This is a genomic window from Marinobacter sp. MBR-99, from assembly GCF_040547575.1.
Lineage (GTDB): Bacteria > Pseudomonadota > Gammaproteobacteria > Pseudomonadales > Oleiphilaceae > Marinobacter.
In genome coordinates, this window is record NZ_JBEPPY010000022.1 from 15342 (window position 1) to 29754 (window position 14413).

The following is a 14413-nucleotide window of genomic DNA, read 5'->3' on the forward strand; positions in this document are numbered from 1 at the left end:
CAAATAACACGCGGGCTTTTTGAAGCTACACTGAATAAAACTCGACCACGACAGAATCAGCAACCAAGGAGGAACCATGAGCCTTCAACAGGAGCTTTTAGCCACCATTGCCGACCTTGTTCAGCCGGGCAAAGGCATTCTCGCGGCTGATGAAAGCACCCCAACCATTGCCAAGCGTTTCAAGGCGGTGGGCGTTGAATCTACCGAAGCAACCCGCCGCGAATACCGCAGCATTATCTTTTCCACCCCGCGGCTAGGGGAACACGTAAGCGGCGTTATTCTGTATGAGGAAACGCTGGAGCAGCTGAGTCTGGAAGACGTGGCCATTCCAAAATTGCTGGCCAGCCAGGGCATTGTTCCCGGAATCAAGGTGGACCAGGGCAAAGGCCCGCTGGTGAACGCCCCGGGCGATGAAATTACCTATGGGCTGGATGGTCTTGGCGCGCGGCTGGAACACTACAAATCCATGGGTGCGCGCTTTGCCAAGTGGCGGGATGTGTTCCACATTTCCGACACCCTGCCCTCTTTCCAGGCGATCAAGTCGAACGCCGAAGTGCTGGCCCGCTACGCCGCGGTCTGTCAGTCCATGGGCATTGTGCCGATTGTCGAGCCAGAAGTTCTGATTGATGGCAACCACAGCATCGAACGCGCGGCGGAAGTCAGTGAAGATGTGCTGCTGGAAGTGTTCAAGGCGCTGCACCGCCACCGGGTTGATCTGGAAACCATGGTGCTGAAACCCAGTATGGTGACACCGGGCAAAGAAACTGGCAAAGCCAGCCCTGAGCAAATCGCCGAAGCCACCCTGAGCGTGTTCCGCCGGGTGGTGCCAGCGGCCGTACCGGGCATATTTTTCCTGTCCGGTGGCCAAACCCCGGAGGAATCCACGGAGAACCTGAACGCTCTGAACAGCATGGGTTACCACCCCTGGGAACTCAGCTTTTCCTATGGCAGGGCCCTGCAGGAACCGGCTCAGAAAGCCTGGGCCGGCAAGCTGGAGAATGCCGGCAACGCCCAGGCGGCCATGAAAAAAAGGGCCAGGCTTAATGGCCTGGCCCGTTCCGGGAGTTATTCACCAGAGATGGAGAACACCGGCTAAGCCACGTCAATTACAGCCACTGATGCAACCGGCCGCACCGTTGAACGCCATGGTCCGGCCACTGAGAGGCACGTGCACGGGCACAGACACCAGTTCACTGAACCGGGCCGTGCGCGTGCCGGCAACCACCTTGCCCTTCTCGGTAGCGGCTTCGTTGGCGTGTGAGGCAATCACCGCAGCAGGGTTGATCAGATCGTTGATCACATAGGCTGCTTCTGTCGGCCCGGTCGTGAAGGTGTCGCCGATGTTCATAACCACCAGCTGAGCGCCATAGTGTCCGTTTACCACCAGCTTCTGTTCTGCGGTAATGCCGGTATCACCAGACAGGTAGACCACCAGCCCGTTAGAGAATGTCAGTACATAGCCAGTGGGCGGCCCAACACTGGCACTGACGCCGGCAGCGGCCAGGTAATCCGCCAGCGGGCCAGTCAGAAACGAGGGTGAAACCCCGTTGCTGTGCACAGCAGGGACCGTGGTAATGGACACTCCGCCGACATCCCGACTCCCCCCAAAGCGAACCAGAAGAGACTTGCCAGGATCACCACCACCCTCTTTCAGCTTTGCGGCGAAGAACGCCGGCATCTCGCTGCCGGTGACAATGGTTGCGTTCTTTTTCAGGGCGATGTCAACGGTATTGGATTGGGGCAGGCTGGAAACGGAAGTATCCGGGTTGCCACAACTGCCCTGATTGGTTTTGTTGATTCGCTGGTCGCCGACGTGGTCCCCGTGCATGTGGGATACCAGGATAACGTCGATATTACCCAGGCGTGGGTCGTTCGGGCCGGCGACGGTGCGGCCGGCATCATAGAGAATGCGGGTACCGTTGGGGTCTTCAAAAATCAGCGCACGGTCGCGACTGCAGAACTCCCCGTCGTGGCTGCCCAGCGGCGTTACCTTGACCACGGCGTCCTCAGCGTGGGCTGACGTTGCCGCAGCAAGCCCTGCCGCCAAAGCCAGGCCAAGGGCCATCTGGCGTTTCATTGTTTTCATCGTGCCATCCCTCTCGTTTATCAAAGCCGCAAAGATTTACGACAACCACACCGATTCGTACCAGTGTAGTCGAGAGGGAAAGCGCAGGAGGGCGTCAGGCAGCGTTGGTACGTTGGGCGGGCAAATCAACTGGCTGATCCAGGCAGGCCAGCATGGGGGCAACATCTCGAATTTTACGGGCCTGGGGCCACAGGGCCTCGGCTTCGACAAACCCCTGGCGCAGGTAGTTTAGCCACTGTTTGATGCGGCCGGTTACGTATTTGTCTTCCAGGCGGGTTTGCAGGGCTGCCGCATATTCACGCACAAGGGCCACCGCTTCCGGCCAGGCCATGGGTTCTATGGATTCGCCCTGCTGCGAGGCTTTAATCTGTGCTGCCAGGTCTGGCCGGGCAATCAGGCCACGGCCGATCATCACATCCTCGCAACCAGAGACTTTTCGGCAACGCCAGTAGTCCTCTACCGTCCAGATTTCGCCGTTGGCGATGACATGGCTTTTGACCGCTTCGCGTACCTTGGCGATTTCTTCCCAGTAGGCCGGCGGTTTATAGCCGTCTACTTTACTGCGGGCGTGAATCACGATCTCCGAGGCCCCGGCGGCTTCCAGGGCCTGACCGCAGGCTACGCCCATGGAGCGGTCGTCGTAGCCCAGTCGCATCTTGGCGGTCACGGGAATGTTGGCCGGCACCGCGCTGCGCACCGCTGCAGTGATTTCATGCATCAGCTCCGGCTCCCGCATCAGCACACAACCGCCTTTGTGCTTGTTCACCGTTTTGGCGGGGCAGCCAAAATTGATATCCACCTGCCCCGCGCCCAGTTCTGCGGCCTTGGCACCATGACGGCCCATCATTTCGGCGTTTGAACCCAGCAACTGCACGGCCACGGGTGTGCCCACTTCGGTCAGCGCGTTGTTGTGAAGTTCCGGGGCGTACTTGTAGAAAATCCGGGGCGGCAGCATGCCGTGAGTCACGCGAATAAATTCCGTCACGCACCGGTCAATTCCGCCGACCTTGGTCAGGGTTTCACGGATAGGTGCGTCGACCAGCCCTTCCATCGGGGCAAGGATGATTCGCATGAAGGCTCCAGATACTGAGAAAAAAGATCAAAGACAGCTGATCAAAAATCAGGCGGAGCGGATTGTAAGGAATTCGGGGGCAAATAGGTAGCCGGGCATCCCGAAACAGGATGCCCGGCTGGTTACTGCAGCTTACTTCTTAACGTCGAAGCGGTCTGCGTTCATAACCTTGGTCCAGGCGGCCACGAAGTCTTTCACGAACTTGGCTTCGTTGTCGTCCTGGGCGTACAGCTCTGCGTAGGCACGCAGGATGGAGTTGGAACCGAACACCAGGTCAACACGGGTCGCGGTGAACTTGGTGTTGCCGCTCTTGCGATCCACGATGTTGTAGGAGTTCTTGCCAGTGGGCTCCCAACGGTTGGCCATGTCGGTCAGGTTCACGAAGAAGTCGTTGGTCAGCTGACCAACGCGATCTGTGAACACGCCGTGCTTGGTGCCACCGTAGTTGGTACCGAGCACTCGCATACCACCGAGCAGAACGGTCATCTCCGGCGCAGTCAGGCCCATCAGCTGGGCACGGTCCAGAAGCATTTCTTCCGGCTTGACCACGTAATCCTTCTTCTGCCAGTTGCGGAAGCCATCAGACAGCGGCTCCAGCGGCTCGAACGATGCCGCATCGGTCATCGCGTCGGTGGCATCGCCACGGCCTTTGAGGAACGGCACGTGTACGTCATGGCCTGCGGCCTTGGCAGCTTTCTCGATACCCAGGTTACCGCCCAGCACAATCACGTCAGCGATACTGGCGCCGGTATCGGCTGAGATCTTCTCGTACACCTTGAGCACCTTGGCCAGACGCTGCGGCTCGTTGCCTTCCCAGTCTTTCTGGGGAGCCAGGCGAATACGGGCACCGTTAGCACCACCGCGCATGTCGGAGCCCCGGAAGGTACGGGCGCTGTCCCATGCGGTTGTGATCAGCTCGTTCAGGCTCAGGCCAGCTTCATCGATCTTCTCTTTGACCACTTCCTCGATGTAGTTGGTCTCACCCTGGGGAACCGGGTCTTGCCAGATCAGGTCTTCAGCGGGAACGTCCGGGCCGATATAACGGGACTTCGGACCCATATCCCGGTGTGTCAGCTTGAACCAGGCACGGGCGAAGCAGTCTTTGAAGTACTCCGGATCTGCCATGAACTTCTCACAGATGGCGCGGTACTTCGGGTCCATTTTCATGGCCATGTCGGCGTCGGTCATCATCGGCTTGACGCGTGTGGTCATGTCGGTCGGGTCAACCGGCATATGCTCTTCTTTGATGTCGACGGGCTCCCACTGGTTTGCGCCAGCCGGGCTCTTGGTCAACTGCCAGTCGTAACCAAACAGCAGGTCGAAGTAACCCATGTCGAATTTTGTCGGATTGCTTGTCCAGGCGCCTTCAATGCCGGAGGTGACCGCATTGGTGGCCTTGCCGCCCATGTTCGGGTTAATCCAGCCAAAGCCCTGGTTTTCAACATCTGATGCTTCGGGCTCTGGCCCAAGCGCATCCGCATCACCGTTACCGTGCGCTTTACCCACGGTATGGCCACCGGCGGTCAGCGCGGCCGTTTCCTCATCGTTCATCGCCATACGGGCGAAGGTTTCACGCACCTGCTCACCGGTCTTGAGCGGGTCAGACTTGCCGTTCACACCTTCCGGGTTCACGTAAATCAGACCCATCTGTACCGCGGCAAGAGGGTTTTCCATCGTGCTTGGCTTGTCTACGTCTTCGTAACGGCTGTCGGAGGGCGCCAGCCACTCTTTTTCTGCGCCCCAGTAGATGTCTTTCTCGGGGTGCCAAATGTCCTGACGGCCGTAGGAGAAGCCAAAGGTTTTGAAGCCCATGGACTCATAGGCAATGTTACCGGCAAGGATAAACAGATCGGCCCAGCTTATCTTGTTGCCGTACTTTTTCTTGATCGGCCACAGCAGGCGGCGGGCCTTATCAAGGTTGCCGTTATCGGGCCAGGAATTCAGCGGAGCAAAACGCTGGTTGCCGGTGCCACCGCCACCACGGCCATCGGCCAGCCGGTAGGTGCCTGCCGCGTGCCACGCCATACGAATCATCAGACCGCCATAGTGACCCCAATCTGCCGGCCACCAATCCTGGCTGTTGGTCAGCAGCTCATGCATGTCCTTTTCGAGCGCTTCGTAATCGAGTTTTTTGACTTCTTCGCGGTAGTCAAAGTCTTCGCCCATCGGGTTTGTCTTGCTGTCGTGCTGGTGCAGGATGTCCAGATTCAGGTTCTCCGGCCACCAGGCCGCTACACTGCCCTGCTCCTGCGTATTCGACCCGTGCATCACCGGGCACTTACCACCACTATTATTCTCAGACATCGTATTCTCCTGTTTCTGCGTCATTGGCAAAAAAACATTTCACGATCAAGGGCATCACTAAATATAGATCATTCACAGGCCGCTGCTTGAATGTTTACTACCGCCTGTATAGTGAATCCCTATGGACTTCCCGCAGCCCGGGCAAAGCGTCAGAGCAATCACTGGGCGATTGCGTAATCCTGATAGTAATCCGCAAGAATCCCGAGCAGGTCCTTCCATGCTCCCGGTGCAAATTCGATTGACACTGACATGGCGCAACTCCTTGATTGCGAGAATACCTTCACCTTATCGCGGGGCAGCAACCAACAGACAATTAATTAAAAATAAACTTTCGAGAGTTTTTATTTATCGATAGAGGCGCAGGAAGCTCAATATTGGAAGCGTCTATTACAAACGCTCGATAGAGGCAAACTTGCCCTGATCGTCAAACAGGATGCGAAAACTGCCCTGAATGCCGTCTTTGAGGAAGAATCTGGAAAGGATACGGGCCGGGAAACGGACAGAGCGTCCGTCCCGGGCCGTGGTGCGAACATCGGTGGCAACGCCCTGATAGAGTTTGATCCACTCGTCAGGGCTGATGCTGATGTCCACAATAATCTGCTGCATGGTCAGGGCCGGCTCAGTTAGCCAGCTCCAGCAGCAGACGGTTCAGGCGGCTAACGTAGGCGCCGGGGTCTTTCAGTTGCTCGCCACTGGCCAGGGTGGCCTGGTCGAACAACACCGCAGACAGCTCGCCGAAGCGGTCTTCTTTGGCTTCCTGCTCCAGACGCTGTACCAGAGGATGGTCTACATTGATTTCAAAGATCGGCTTGCTGTCTGGCACCTTCTGGCCGGCAGCTTCCATGATCTTCTTCATCTGCGCGCCCATATCGAACTGGCCAGTGACCAGGCAGGCGGGTGAATCGGTCAGGCGATTGGTTACCCGCACTTCCTGAACCCGGTCTTCCAGCGCCTTCTGGATGCGCTCGATCAGATCTTTATGCTCCTTGGCGGCCTCTTCCTGGTGCTTCTTGTCTTCCTCGGTTTCCACTTCACCGAGATCCAGATCACCACGGGCTACGTCCTGGAACTGCTTGCCGTCGTACTCGTTGAGGTAGCCCATCATCCACTCGTCGATGCGGTCAGACAGGATCAGAACCTCAATGCCCTTCTTGCGGAACACTTCCAGGTGCGGGCTGCTCTTGGCCGCCATGAAGTTGTCGGCGGTGATGTAATAGATCTTGCTCTGCCCTTCTTTCATCCGGGCGATGTAGTCATCCAGCGACACATTCTGGGTGGACTCACCGGTATGGGTGGAGGCAAAACGCAACAGGCCGGCAATTTTCTCGCGATTGCTGAAGTCTTCCGCCGGGCCCTCTTTCAGAACAGTGCCAAACTCGTCCCAGAAGCCCTGGTATTCGTCGCCGTCTTTCTTGGCCAGCTTGGACAGCATATCCAGAACCCGCTTGGTCAAGGCCGTGCGGATGCTTTCTACGGTGCTGTCGTTCTGCAGAATCTCCCGCGACACGTTCAGAGACAGATCGTTGGAATCGATCACGCCCTTGGTGAAGCGCAGGTACAACGGCAGGAACTGCTCGGCGTCGTCCATGATGAACACACGCTGAACGTACAGCTTCAGGCCACGGGGCGCTTCCCGGTTGTACAGATCAAACGGGGCACGCTTGGGGATGTACAGCAGGCTGGTGTAGTCCAGCTTGCCTTCCACTTTGTTGTGGGACCAGGTCAGCGGGTCTTCGAAGTCGTGGCCGATGTGCTTGTAAAATTCTTTGTACTCTTCGTCCTTGATCTCGTTACGGGGCAAGGTCCACAGGGCGGTGGCGTCGTTAACGGTTTCCTCCTCGCCCTTCTTGTCCTCTTCCTCAGACTCGGCCTTCATGACCACCGGGAATGAGATGTGGTCGGAGTACTTCTTGACCAGGCTGCGCAGTTTCCAGCCATCGGCGAATTCCTTGGCGTCGGATTTCAGGTGCAGAACAATCTCGGTGCCACGCTGCTCTCGGGTCACCGGCTCGATGGTGAACTCGCCATCGCCCTTGGACTCCCAGTGCACACCTTCTTCTGCCGGTGCGCCGGCACGACGGGTGAATACGTCTACCTTGTCGGCAACGATAAAGGCTGAATAAAAGCCCACACCAAACTGGCCAATCAGCTTGCTGTCTTTCTTCTCATCACCAGACAACTGCTTGAGAAATTCGGCGGTGCCAGAACGGGCGATGGTACCCAGGTTAGCGATAACGTCGTCACGGGTCATGCCGATGCCGTTGTCGGCCAGGGTAATGGTGCCGGCGTCTTTGTCGTAATCCAGGCGGATTTTGAGGTCGGAGTCGCCTTCGTAGAGTTTGTCGTCTTTCAGGGCGGCGAAGCGGAGTTTGTCTTCGGCGTCTGAGGCGTTTGAGATAAGCTCACGAAGGAAGATTTCCTTGTTCGAGTACAGAGAGTGGATCATCAGGTGAAGCAGTTGCTTCACTTCGGTCTGGAATCCTAGCGTCTCTTTGTTTGTTTCTACCGTCATGGCTGTGTTTTTCTCCTGCTCGGGTTTTAACTTTTTGTGGAGCGGCCTGGGCCGGTAGGTTCTTCCAAAACACGCTGTGAATACATCCATGTACGCTCTGCTCCGCCATCCATGGCTCCGCAAGGTTTTGGAAGAACCTACCGGCCCAGCCCACCCGACGTTTGAGTTAGGCCAGTTCAAGCACGATGTCTGGGCGAGCGGGTGGGGATGGCTTTCCGGAACCGTGCGGAGCCATGGGTGAAGAGCGAAAGCTCTTCACGGGCTGGCCATGGACGGCCAGCCCAGGACCCGCAGTGCGCCGCAGGAGCAATAAGCCCTGCGGGGCGGAGCCCGAGCCGCACAGGGACGTCTCGAGGCGTGTTTCGGAAAGCCATCCCCACCCGCTTGCCTGCACCAATGCTGAAATTTCTTGAACCAGAGATGGGGGGTCGACCAGGGCATTTCAACCCCAGTCAGAACCAATTCAGTCTTCGAGGAGAAAGTGTGCCCGGGCCGTGGCGATGGGTTGGGAACGGGACTTTTGCCAGGCGGAGATCATCACATTGGCAACCCGGTTGCCCTGGCGGGTCAGGCGGCATTCGGCGTAGGTCTCGCGGTTAAGGCCGGCACGCAGGTAATCCAGGGAAAAGTCGACGATTCTCGGCATCCGCAGGGTGTCCTGGGACATGATCAGGTAGATCGCTGCCGACATTTCCATGAAGCCACCAATCACCCCACCGTGAATCGCCGGCAAAATCGGATTGCCCAGGTTCTCTTCCTTTTTTGGCAACCGGAAAATCAGATCATCCCCGAACCGGTCGCATTGCAAGCCAATCCAGGTGGCGTAGGGAATGCTCTCCATCATTCGGGAGAAGTCGCCGGTTTGCTGAGTGTATTTGAGGATTTCCGGGTCGGTCATTCCTCGCCTCCGGTGATCAGGTCTCGATAGGATTTCGGGGTAGCTTCTTTGCCGATTCTCATGAACGTGCCCACGCAGTTGGCAATCGTCTCACCGCCCTCCTGATAGGCTTCGCAGCGGGTAAAGATGATGTTCTTGGTGATCTTGTAGGTCTCGGCACGGGCATAGACGGGCTTGTGGGGCACCGCCGGGCGCATGTAGTCCACTCGCAGGTCCAGGGTTGGGCAGAGCTCGAATTCTTCCAGGGCGCAGATCATAACGGAGCCAGAGGCGGTATCCATAAGAGTGGTGATGGCACCACCATGAATCACGCCGGTGTCCGGGTTGCCGATGATCTTGTCGCTGTATGGCAGTTCCATCACCAGGTAACCCTCGCCCGCGTCCTTTGCACTCAGGCCCAGTTCACGGGCCTGGTTGAGGGTATTCACAAACCGGTTAACCCGGTTGATTCGGGTTTCGTCGTTCATTCAGGAAGGTCCTGCAGTTCAGCTTTTCGGAGTGGTATCCGCGGTTTGCTTTCCGGGCACGGGTTCTTCGAACACTTTTCCGGCCCGCAGGGCGGATAACGCATCAGACTGGAATTCCCGGCGGTACAGCACAACAACCACCAGTGTGGAAGCCGCTATAAACACCAGGGGATGGATAAACCAGGCCACCACGGCCAGGGCGTAATAGTAGGAACGCAACCCAAGGTTGAAGGCATCGCCCGCCAGATTGCAAATGTTGCCGGCACTGCGGGCAAAGGCCTCCCGGGCGGCGGGGCTGGTTTTGGTGTCGTCCGGCAAGGGCGCGCTGCCAATCATCACCGCCACAAAGTTATACATGCGCATAGACCAGGTAAACTTGAAGAAGGCGTAAACGAACACAACCAGCAACACCACTAACCGGAGCTCCCAGATTTCCCGGCTTGGGACCGCACTGAACGGCATGGTGGCAAACACTTCCATGGCTTCACGGGTATAGCCAAGGGCGGTAATGATACCAGCCAGGATCAGCAGGCAGCTGGAAGCGAAGAAGGCGCCATTGCGCTCGAGGTTACCGACCACGGAAGCGTCCGATATCCGGTTCTCCCGCTTGAGCATTACCCGCATCCAGTCTTCGCGGTACATATCCAGGGTGTTAGACAGGCAGGCGCGGCTGTTGGCTCTGTTTCGGGAATACCAGGTGTAGCCCACCCAGCACACCAAAAACCAGAACAAAGCGATGAGTTCCAGGTAATAGCCCATGCGTGGTTATCGATCCGTTGTAACGTCTAATGCAGAAAGGTTGAGGGACAATGATACGCGAAGGTGCAAGAACCAGCCATAACCGGGGTGGTCTGACACCAAAACACCGGTCGTACTGTGCTATATAATGAAGCACCCAAATCAACAATTGCGCGCCCACGGAACCGGTCGCCCAAAGGAGTCGGATGTGAACCCCGGACAAATTCTGAGACTGACGTTACTCTCGGTGATTTTTCTTGCCATTGCGGGATGTGCCGTAAACCCTGTTACCGGCAAGAAGCAGCTGTCTTTGATACCTGAAAGCCAGGAATTGGCCCTTGGGGCCGAGCACTACACCCCAACCCAGCAAACTCAGGGTGGGCAGTTTTATCTGGACCCGGAATTGACCGTCTATGTCCGTGAAGTCGGCATGAAGCTGGCGCGGGTAAGCGATCGCCCCGATTTGCCATATGAGTTTGTGGTACTCAATAGCAGCGTTCCCAACGCCTGGGCCTTGCCAGGCGGCAAAATCGCCATCAACCGGGGCCTGCTGGTCAAGTTTGAGGATGAAGCTCAGTTGGCCGCGGTGATGGGGCATGAGATTGTCCATGCTGCGGCGCGGCACAGCGTGCAACGTATGCAACAGGGCATGCTGATCAGCGCTGGTGTGGCCGGCCTTGGTTTTGCGTTATCCGATAACGAATGGGCCGGCCTGATCATGGGCGGTGCGGCCGTGGGCGCCCAGCTGGCCCTGGCACAGTACAGCCAGGGTGATGAACTGGAATCCGACCACTACGGCATTCGTTACATGAAAGCCGCCGGTTACGACCCTCAGGCAGCGGTTGAGCTGCAAGAGCTATTTCTGGAATTATCCCAGGGCCGGCAGACAAGTTGGCTGGACGGCATGTTCGCCACCCACCCGCCTTCAGCCAGGCGGGTTCGGGAGAACCAGGCCCTGGCCTCAGAGCTGGGAACCGGTGGCTTCCGGGGCCGCGACATTTACCAACGGCGCATTGCCTTGCTGAAAGAACTCCAGCCCGCCTATGACGCCCACGACAAAGCCATGGAACTGGCATCCAACGGCGATATGAACGCGGCCCTTGATTCCATCAACAAGGCAATCGAGCAGGAACCGCGCGAGGCCATGTTCTTCGCCCTCAGAGGGCGTATCTATAAAGAGCAGAAGCAGATGGAGAAAGCCCAGGCGGATTTCGACAAGGCGGTGTCGCTGTACCCTGAGATGTTCCAGTACCAGCTCTACAACGGCCTGAACTCACTGGCCATGAATAATCTGGACAAAGCCCGTGGACACCTTGAGCGTGCCAATCAGGTAGTGCCTACGTCCATTGCCTATCTGCGGCTTGGCGATATTGCCAGCCGTCAGAACCGTCGGAATGACGCCATTGGGCATTACTCGAAAGCCGCCGAAGCCGGTGGCGATGTGGGTGAGGAAGCCAAAAGGAAACTAGCCGACCTATCCCAATAACAAACACCTGGCGGGGATAAAAACCGGGGGCTTAACGCTCCCGGTTTTTTTATGGCTAAAGCATTTGCCACGCTGACGCAAAAAAGCCGTCACAGATTGCATTGACATTTAGAGCAATAACTCTAAAAATCAGTCAAACAAACAACAATCGGATGGCGATCATGCTCGTAAAGCGACTTCAACCGATGATTTCCCACGCAAGGCGGTCCTATGTGGAACTGATGTTCCAGGTAATGGGCCGGGCCCTGCAGGCGATCAGCGAAGTAGACGAACAAACCCGAAACGAAACTCGCGCCCTGCCCGAAGGATTTCTGTTCGAGATGCAGGTGATGCCCAATGGCCCCAAGCTGATCGTTGAGCACACCGGAGATGGCAAACTGCATTTCCACGGCGACAGTGCTCCCCGGCCGGTGGACCTTTCCATTCAGTTCAAGCATATGGCCCATGCGTTCCTGGTACTGTCCTTCCAGGAAAAGACCTCGGTGGCCTTTGCCAACGACCGCATGCTGGTAGATGGTGATGTCAGTTACGCCGTGCGTATGACCCGTGTGCTCAACCGCCTGGAGTCATTCATCCTACCCAAGCTGGTCGCGCAGCGAGCGGTCAAGGAATACCCGGCCAACCTGCATCTGCCTGAAAAACTGATCAGCGGAGCCCGCATCTACCTGAAAGTCGCCACCAACTTTGTCGAGACAGTGAGAGCATAATGACCAACAAATACTACGAGTTCTTCTGCCCGGTAAAAGTGATTGCCGGCAAAGCCGCCCTGGAACACATTCCGTTTGAATTGACCGGGCTGGCAGCCAAGCGCCCGATGATTGTTACCGATAAGGGTGTTCGGGCGGCAGGCCTGCTTGACCCGGTGATTGCCGCTTGCGAAGAAAGCGGACTGGAAATCGTCTCTATTTATGACGACGTACCCCCGGATTCATCCACAACGGTGGTTCGCGATATCGCCACGGTTTACCGCAAGGAAAAGTGCGATTCCATTATTGCCGTGGGCGGCGGTTCCGCCATTGATACCGGCAAAGCCGTCAACATTCTGGTCTCCGAAGGTGGCGATGACATCGCCAAGTACAGTGGCGCAGGTATTCTGAAGCATCCCCTGAAGCCCTTCTTCGTGGTACCAACCACAGCCGGAACGGGCTCTGAAGTCACATCCGTTGCCGTGATTACCGATGAGAAAAAAGGCGTGAAGCTGCCGTTCACCTCATCGTTCCTGTTGCCGAATGCGGCGATCATCGACCCACGGATGACGCTGACCCTGCCTCCCCATATCACCGCCGCAACCGCCATGGATGCCATGACTCACGCGGTCGAAGCGTTTACCTGCATGGCCAAGAATCCGCTGAGCGATGCCTACGCCACGGCTGCCATCAAAAAGGTGAGCCAGTCACTTCTGGCGGTGATGGACAACCCCAAAGACGAGAACGGGCGGCTTGAACTGGCCCAGGCCTCTACCATGGCCGGCATTGCCTTCTCCAACTCCATGGTTGGGCTGGTACACTCCCTGGGCCATGCCACCGGTGCCATCTGCCACCTGCCCCACGGCCTGTGCATGAGCCTGTACCTGCCGTATGTACTGGAATTCAACATTGACAGCATCCGTGAACCCCTCGGTGAGCTACTGCTCTACCTGGAAGGCCCGGAAGTGTACTCAGCAACCCCGGCTGCCCGCCGTGCTGAGGCCAGCATCTCCGCCATCCGTAAGCTCAGGGACGCACTGTACAAGCGTTGTGAACTGCCCCGCACGCTGAAAGAGACCGGCAAAGTGTTGGAGAGCCAGCTGGAGGCCATCGCTGAGATGGCGTTAGACGACGGTTCTATCATGTTCAACCCTCGGGAAGTCACCAAGGAAGACGCCCTCTCGGTTCTGCGTAGGGCCTGGGCCTGACCCCGGCAGCAGTCAAGGCTAACCCATTGTTCAATGGGTTAGCCTAAAGTCAGATTCACAATGATTGATTTATAGGAGGAAGTCGTTACTATCTACCAACGTTCTGGCAGGGAGTTGGCCGGGTAAGTTTGATCGATGTACCGCAGTGGCCTGCAACAACCTGAGTTTCTTGTAATGAAAGATCTATTGTCCAGAGCATCGCTTTTTTCGCGCCGCAGCCTCGCCATTCTGACGGCAGGCCTGTGCCTGTCCATGGCGGCATACAGTGGCGAAGACCAAACAGAGACCTTCCGCTTCAACGTATCTCCCAACGGCTACCCCCCATACCTCATCGTTGACGGTGAAACGCCGTCCGGCATCATGTGGGACGTGGTCGAATTGATTGTTCCGCGCCTGGGCTACGATCTGGAGTTCATGAAGATTCCGCGAAAGCGGGTGGACCAGATGCTGACCGAAGGTTACCTGGACGGCACCCCCCGCGCCATTGAATGGACGGAAGTACCAGAGCAGTTTCTATTCACCGACCCGGTTGTCCATGTCGAGGAAGTGTTGTTTTTCGCAAATGGCGCCGAATTCGAATACAACCACCCGAGCGACCTGTTCGGCAAAACCGTCGTGACTCACCTGGGCTACCTGTACCCCGCCCTCGATTCCTATTTCGAGAGCGAGCAGATCCGACGCTTTGATGTCTCCCGCGACCGGGATATGTTCCGGTTTCTGTTGCACGGTGACCGCTTTGACACTGCACTGGCCGACCGGCTTGTGGGGCAGTGGATTTTGAAAACCGAGGGAATGACAGAACACTTCAGCAGCTCAGAGACGGCCATCAGCCAGTACGGATTCCGGATAATGGTCCGTCCAGAATGGACCGAGTTCGCCGAAGCCTTCAACACAGAGTTGCAAAAGATTCGTGCGAACGGCGAACTGCAGTCCATTCTCGCAAACTATCGCTGATC

Annotated in this window: 13 protein-coding genes; 5 read left to right on the forward strand and 8 right to left on the reverse strand. The window is 57.1% G+C overall.

Features of this window, described 5'->3' with window-relative positions; genetic code table 11:
- The first annotated feature begins 76 nt into the window (after positions 1–76).
- Entirely contained in the window at positions 77–1096 is a 1020-nt protein-coding gene (locus ABIE59_RS16645) for a class I fructose-bisphosphate aldolase (RefSeq protein WP_354448614.1), read from the forward strand.
- A gap of 6 nt (positions 1097–1102) precedes the next feature.
- Here ABIE59_RS16645 and ABIE59_RS16650 read toward each other — a convergent pair whose 3' ends face one another.
- From ABIE59_RS16650 to ABIE59_RS16685, 8 genes are all read right to left on the reverse strand, one after another.
- A complete protein-coding gene (locus ABIE59_RS16650) occupies positions 1103–2086 on the reverse strand; it encodes an MBL fold metallo-hydrolase (RefSeq protein WP_354448616.1) in 984 nt (327 codons plus the stop codon).
- A 94-nt stretch (positions 2087–2180) separates the two neighbouring features.
- The gene (locus ABIE59_RS16655) at positions 2181–3158 is read right to left on the reverse strand and encodes a tRNA dihydrouridine synthase (RefSeq protein ID WP_354448618.1); all 978 of its coding nucleotides are present in this window, start codon (positions 3156–3158) and stop codon (positions 2181–2183) included.
- Between the two features lie 132 nt (positions 3159–3290).
- A complete protein-coding gene (gene katG, locus ABIE59_RS16660; protein ID WP_354448620.1) occupies positions 3291–5462 on the reverse strand; it encodes a catalase/peroxidase HPI in 2172 nt (723 codons plus the stop codon).
- Positions 5463–5849: 387 nt separating this feature from the next.
- The gene (locus ABIE59_RS16665) at positions 5850–6068 is read right to left on the reverse strand and encodes a DUF2835 domain-containing protein (RefSeq protein ID WP_061332772.1); all 219 of its coding nucleotides are present in this window, start codon (positions 6066–6068) and stop codon (positions 5850–5852) included.
- A 13-nt stretch (positions 6069–6081) separates the two neighbouring features.
- The gene (gene htpG / locus ABIE59_RS16670) at positions 6082–7974 is read right to left on the reverse strand and encodes a molecular chaperone HtpG (protein WP_354448622.1); all 1893 of its coding nucleotides are present in this window, start codon (positions 7972–7974) and stop codon (positions 6082–6084) included.
- A gap of 463 nt (positions 7975–8437) precedes the next feature.
- Positions 8438–8872: a PaaI family thioesterase gene (locus ABIE59_RS16675; protein WP_354448624.1), complete on the reverse strand. Its 435-nt coding sequence runs from the start codon at positions 8870–8872 to the stop codon at positions 8438–8440.
- The gene (locus tag ABIE59_RS16680; protein ID WP_354448626.1) at positions 8869–9339 is read right to left on the reverse strand and encodes a PaaI family thioesterase; all 471 of its coding nucleotides are present in this window, start codon (positions 9337–9339) and stop codon (positions 8869–8871) included. Before ABIE59_RS16680 ends, ABIE59_RS16675 begins: the two co-directional genes overlap by 4 nt.
- Before the next feature lie 18 nt (positions 9340–9357).
- On the reverse strand, positions 9358–10098 hold the full coding sequence (locus ABIE59_RS16685) for a DUF599 domain-containing protein (RefSeq protein WP_354448628.1): 741 nt from the start codon (positions 10096–10098) through the stop codon (positions 9358–9360).
- A 187-nt stretch (positions 10099–10285) separates the two neighbouring features.
- Here ABIE59_RS16685 and ABIE59_RS16690 point away from each other — a divergent pair, with 187 nt between their 5' ends.
- From ABIE59_RS16690 to ABIE59_RS16705, 4 genes are all read left to right on the forward strand, one after another.
- On the forward strand, positions 10286–11563 hold the full coding sequence (locus ABIE59_RS16690) for a M48 family metalloprotease (protein ID WP_354448630.1): 1278 nt from the start codon (positions 10286–10288) through the stop codon (positions 11561–11563).
- A gap of 161 nt (positions 11564–11724) precedes the next feature.
- Entirely contained in the window at positions 11725–12270 is a 546-nt protein-coding gene (locus ABIE59_RS16695; RefSeq protein WP_058090560.1) for a hypothetical protein, read from the forward strand.
- Positions 12270–13457, forward strand: coding sequence for an iron-containing alcohol dehydrogenase (locus ABIE59_RS16700; RefSeq protein WP_354448632.1), 1188 nt, complete (start codon positions 12270–12272; stop codon positions 13455–13457). Before ABIE59_RS16695 ends, ABIE59_RS16700 begins: the two co-directional genes overlap by 1 nt.
- A 174-nt stretch (positions 13458–13631) precedes the next feature.
- A complete protein-coding gene (locus ABIE59_RS16705) occupies positions 13632–14411 on the forward strand; it encodes a substrate-binding periplasmic protein (RefSeq protein ID WP_354448634.1) in 780 nt (259 codons plus the stop codon).
- Positions 14412–14413: the final 2 nt, after the last annotated feature.

Excerpts from the sequence above, each read along its gene's own strand:
- ABIE59_RS16645 (WP_354448614.1), top strand. The coding sequence starts at position 77 with ATGAGCCTTCAACAGGAGCTTTTAGCCACCATTGCCGACCTTGTTCAG.
- ABIE59_RS16650 (WP_354448616.1), bottom strand. The coding sequence starts at position 2,086 with ATGAAAACAATGAAACGCCAGATGGCCCTTGGCCTGGCTTTGGCGGCA.
- ABIE59_RS16655 (WP_354448618.1), bottom strand. The coding sequence starts at position 3,158 with ATGCGAATCATCCTTGCCCCGATGGAAGGGCTGGTCGACGCACCTATC.
- katG (WP_354448620.1), bottom strand. The coding sequence starts at position 5,462 with ATGTCTGAGAATAATAGTGGTGGTAAGTGCCCGGTGATGCACGGGTCG.
- ABIE59_RS16665 (WP_061332772.1), bottom strand. The coding sequence starts at position 6,068 with ATGCAGCAGATTATTGTGGACATCAGCATCAGCCCTGACGAGTGGATC.
- htpG (WP_354448622.1), bottom strand. The coding sequence starts at position 7,974 with ATGACGGTAGAAACAAACAAAGAGACGCTAGGATTCCAGACCGAAGTG.
- ABIE59_RS16675 (WP_354448624.1), bottom strand. The coding sequence starts at position 8,872 with ATGACCGACCCGGAAATCCTCAAATACACTCAGCAAACCGGCGACTTC.
- ABIE59_RS16680 (WP_354448626.1), bottom strand. The coding sequence starts at position 9,339 with ATGAACGACGAAACCCGAATCAACCGGGTTAACCGGTTTGTGAATACC.
- ABIE59_RS16685 (WP_354448628.1), bottom strand. The coding sequence starts at position 10,098 with ATGGGCTATTACCTGGAACTCATCGCTTTGTTCTGGTTTTTGGTGTGC.
- ABIE59_RS16695 (WP_058090560.1), top strand. The coding sequence starts at position 11,725 with ATGCTCGTAAAGCGACTTCAACCGATGATTTCCCACGCAAGGCGGTCC.
- ABIE59_RS16700 (WP_354448632.1), top strand. The coding sequence starts at position 12,270 with ATGACCAACAAATACTACGAGTTCTTCTGCCCGGTAAAAGTGATTGCC.
- ABIE59_RS16705 (WP_354448634.1), top strand. The coding sequence starts at position 13,632 with ATGAAAGATCTATTGTCCAGAGCATCGCTTTTTTCGCGCCGCAGCCTC.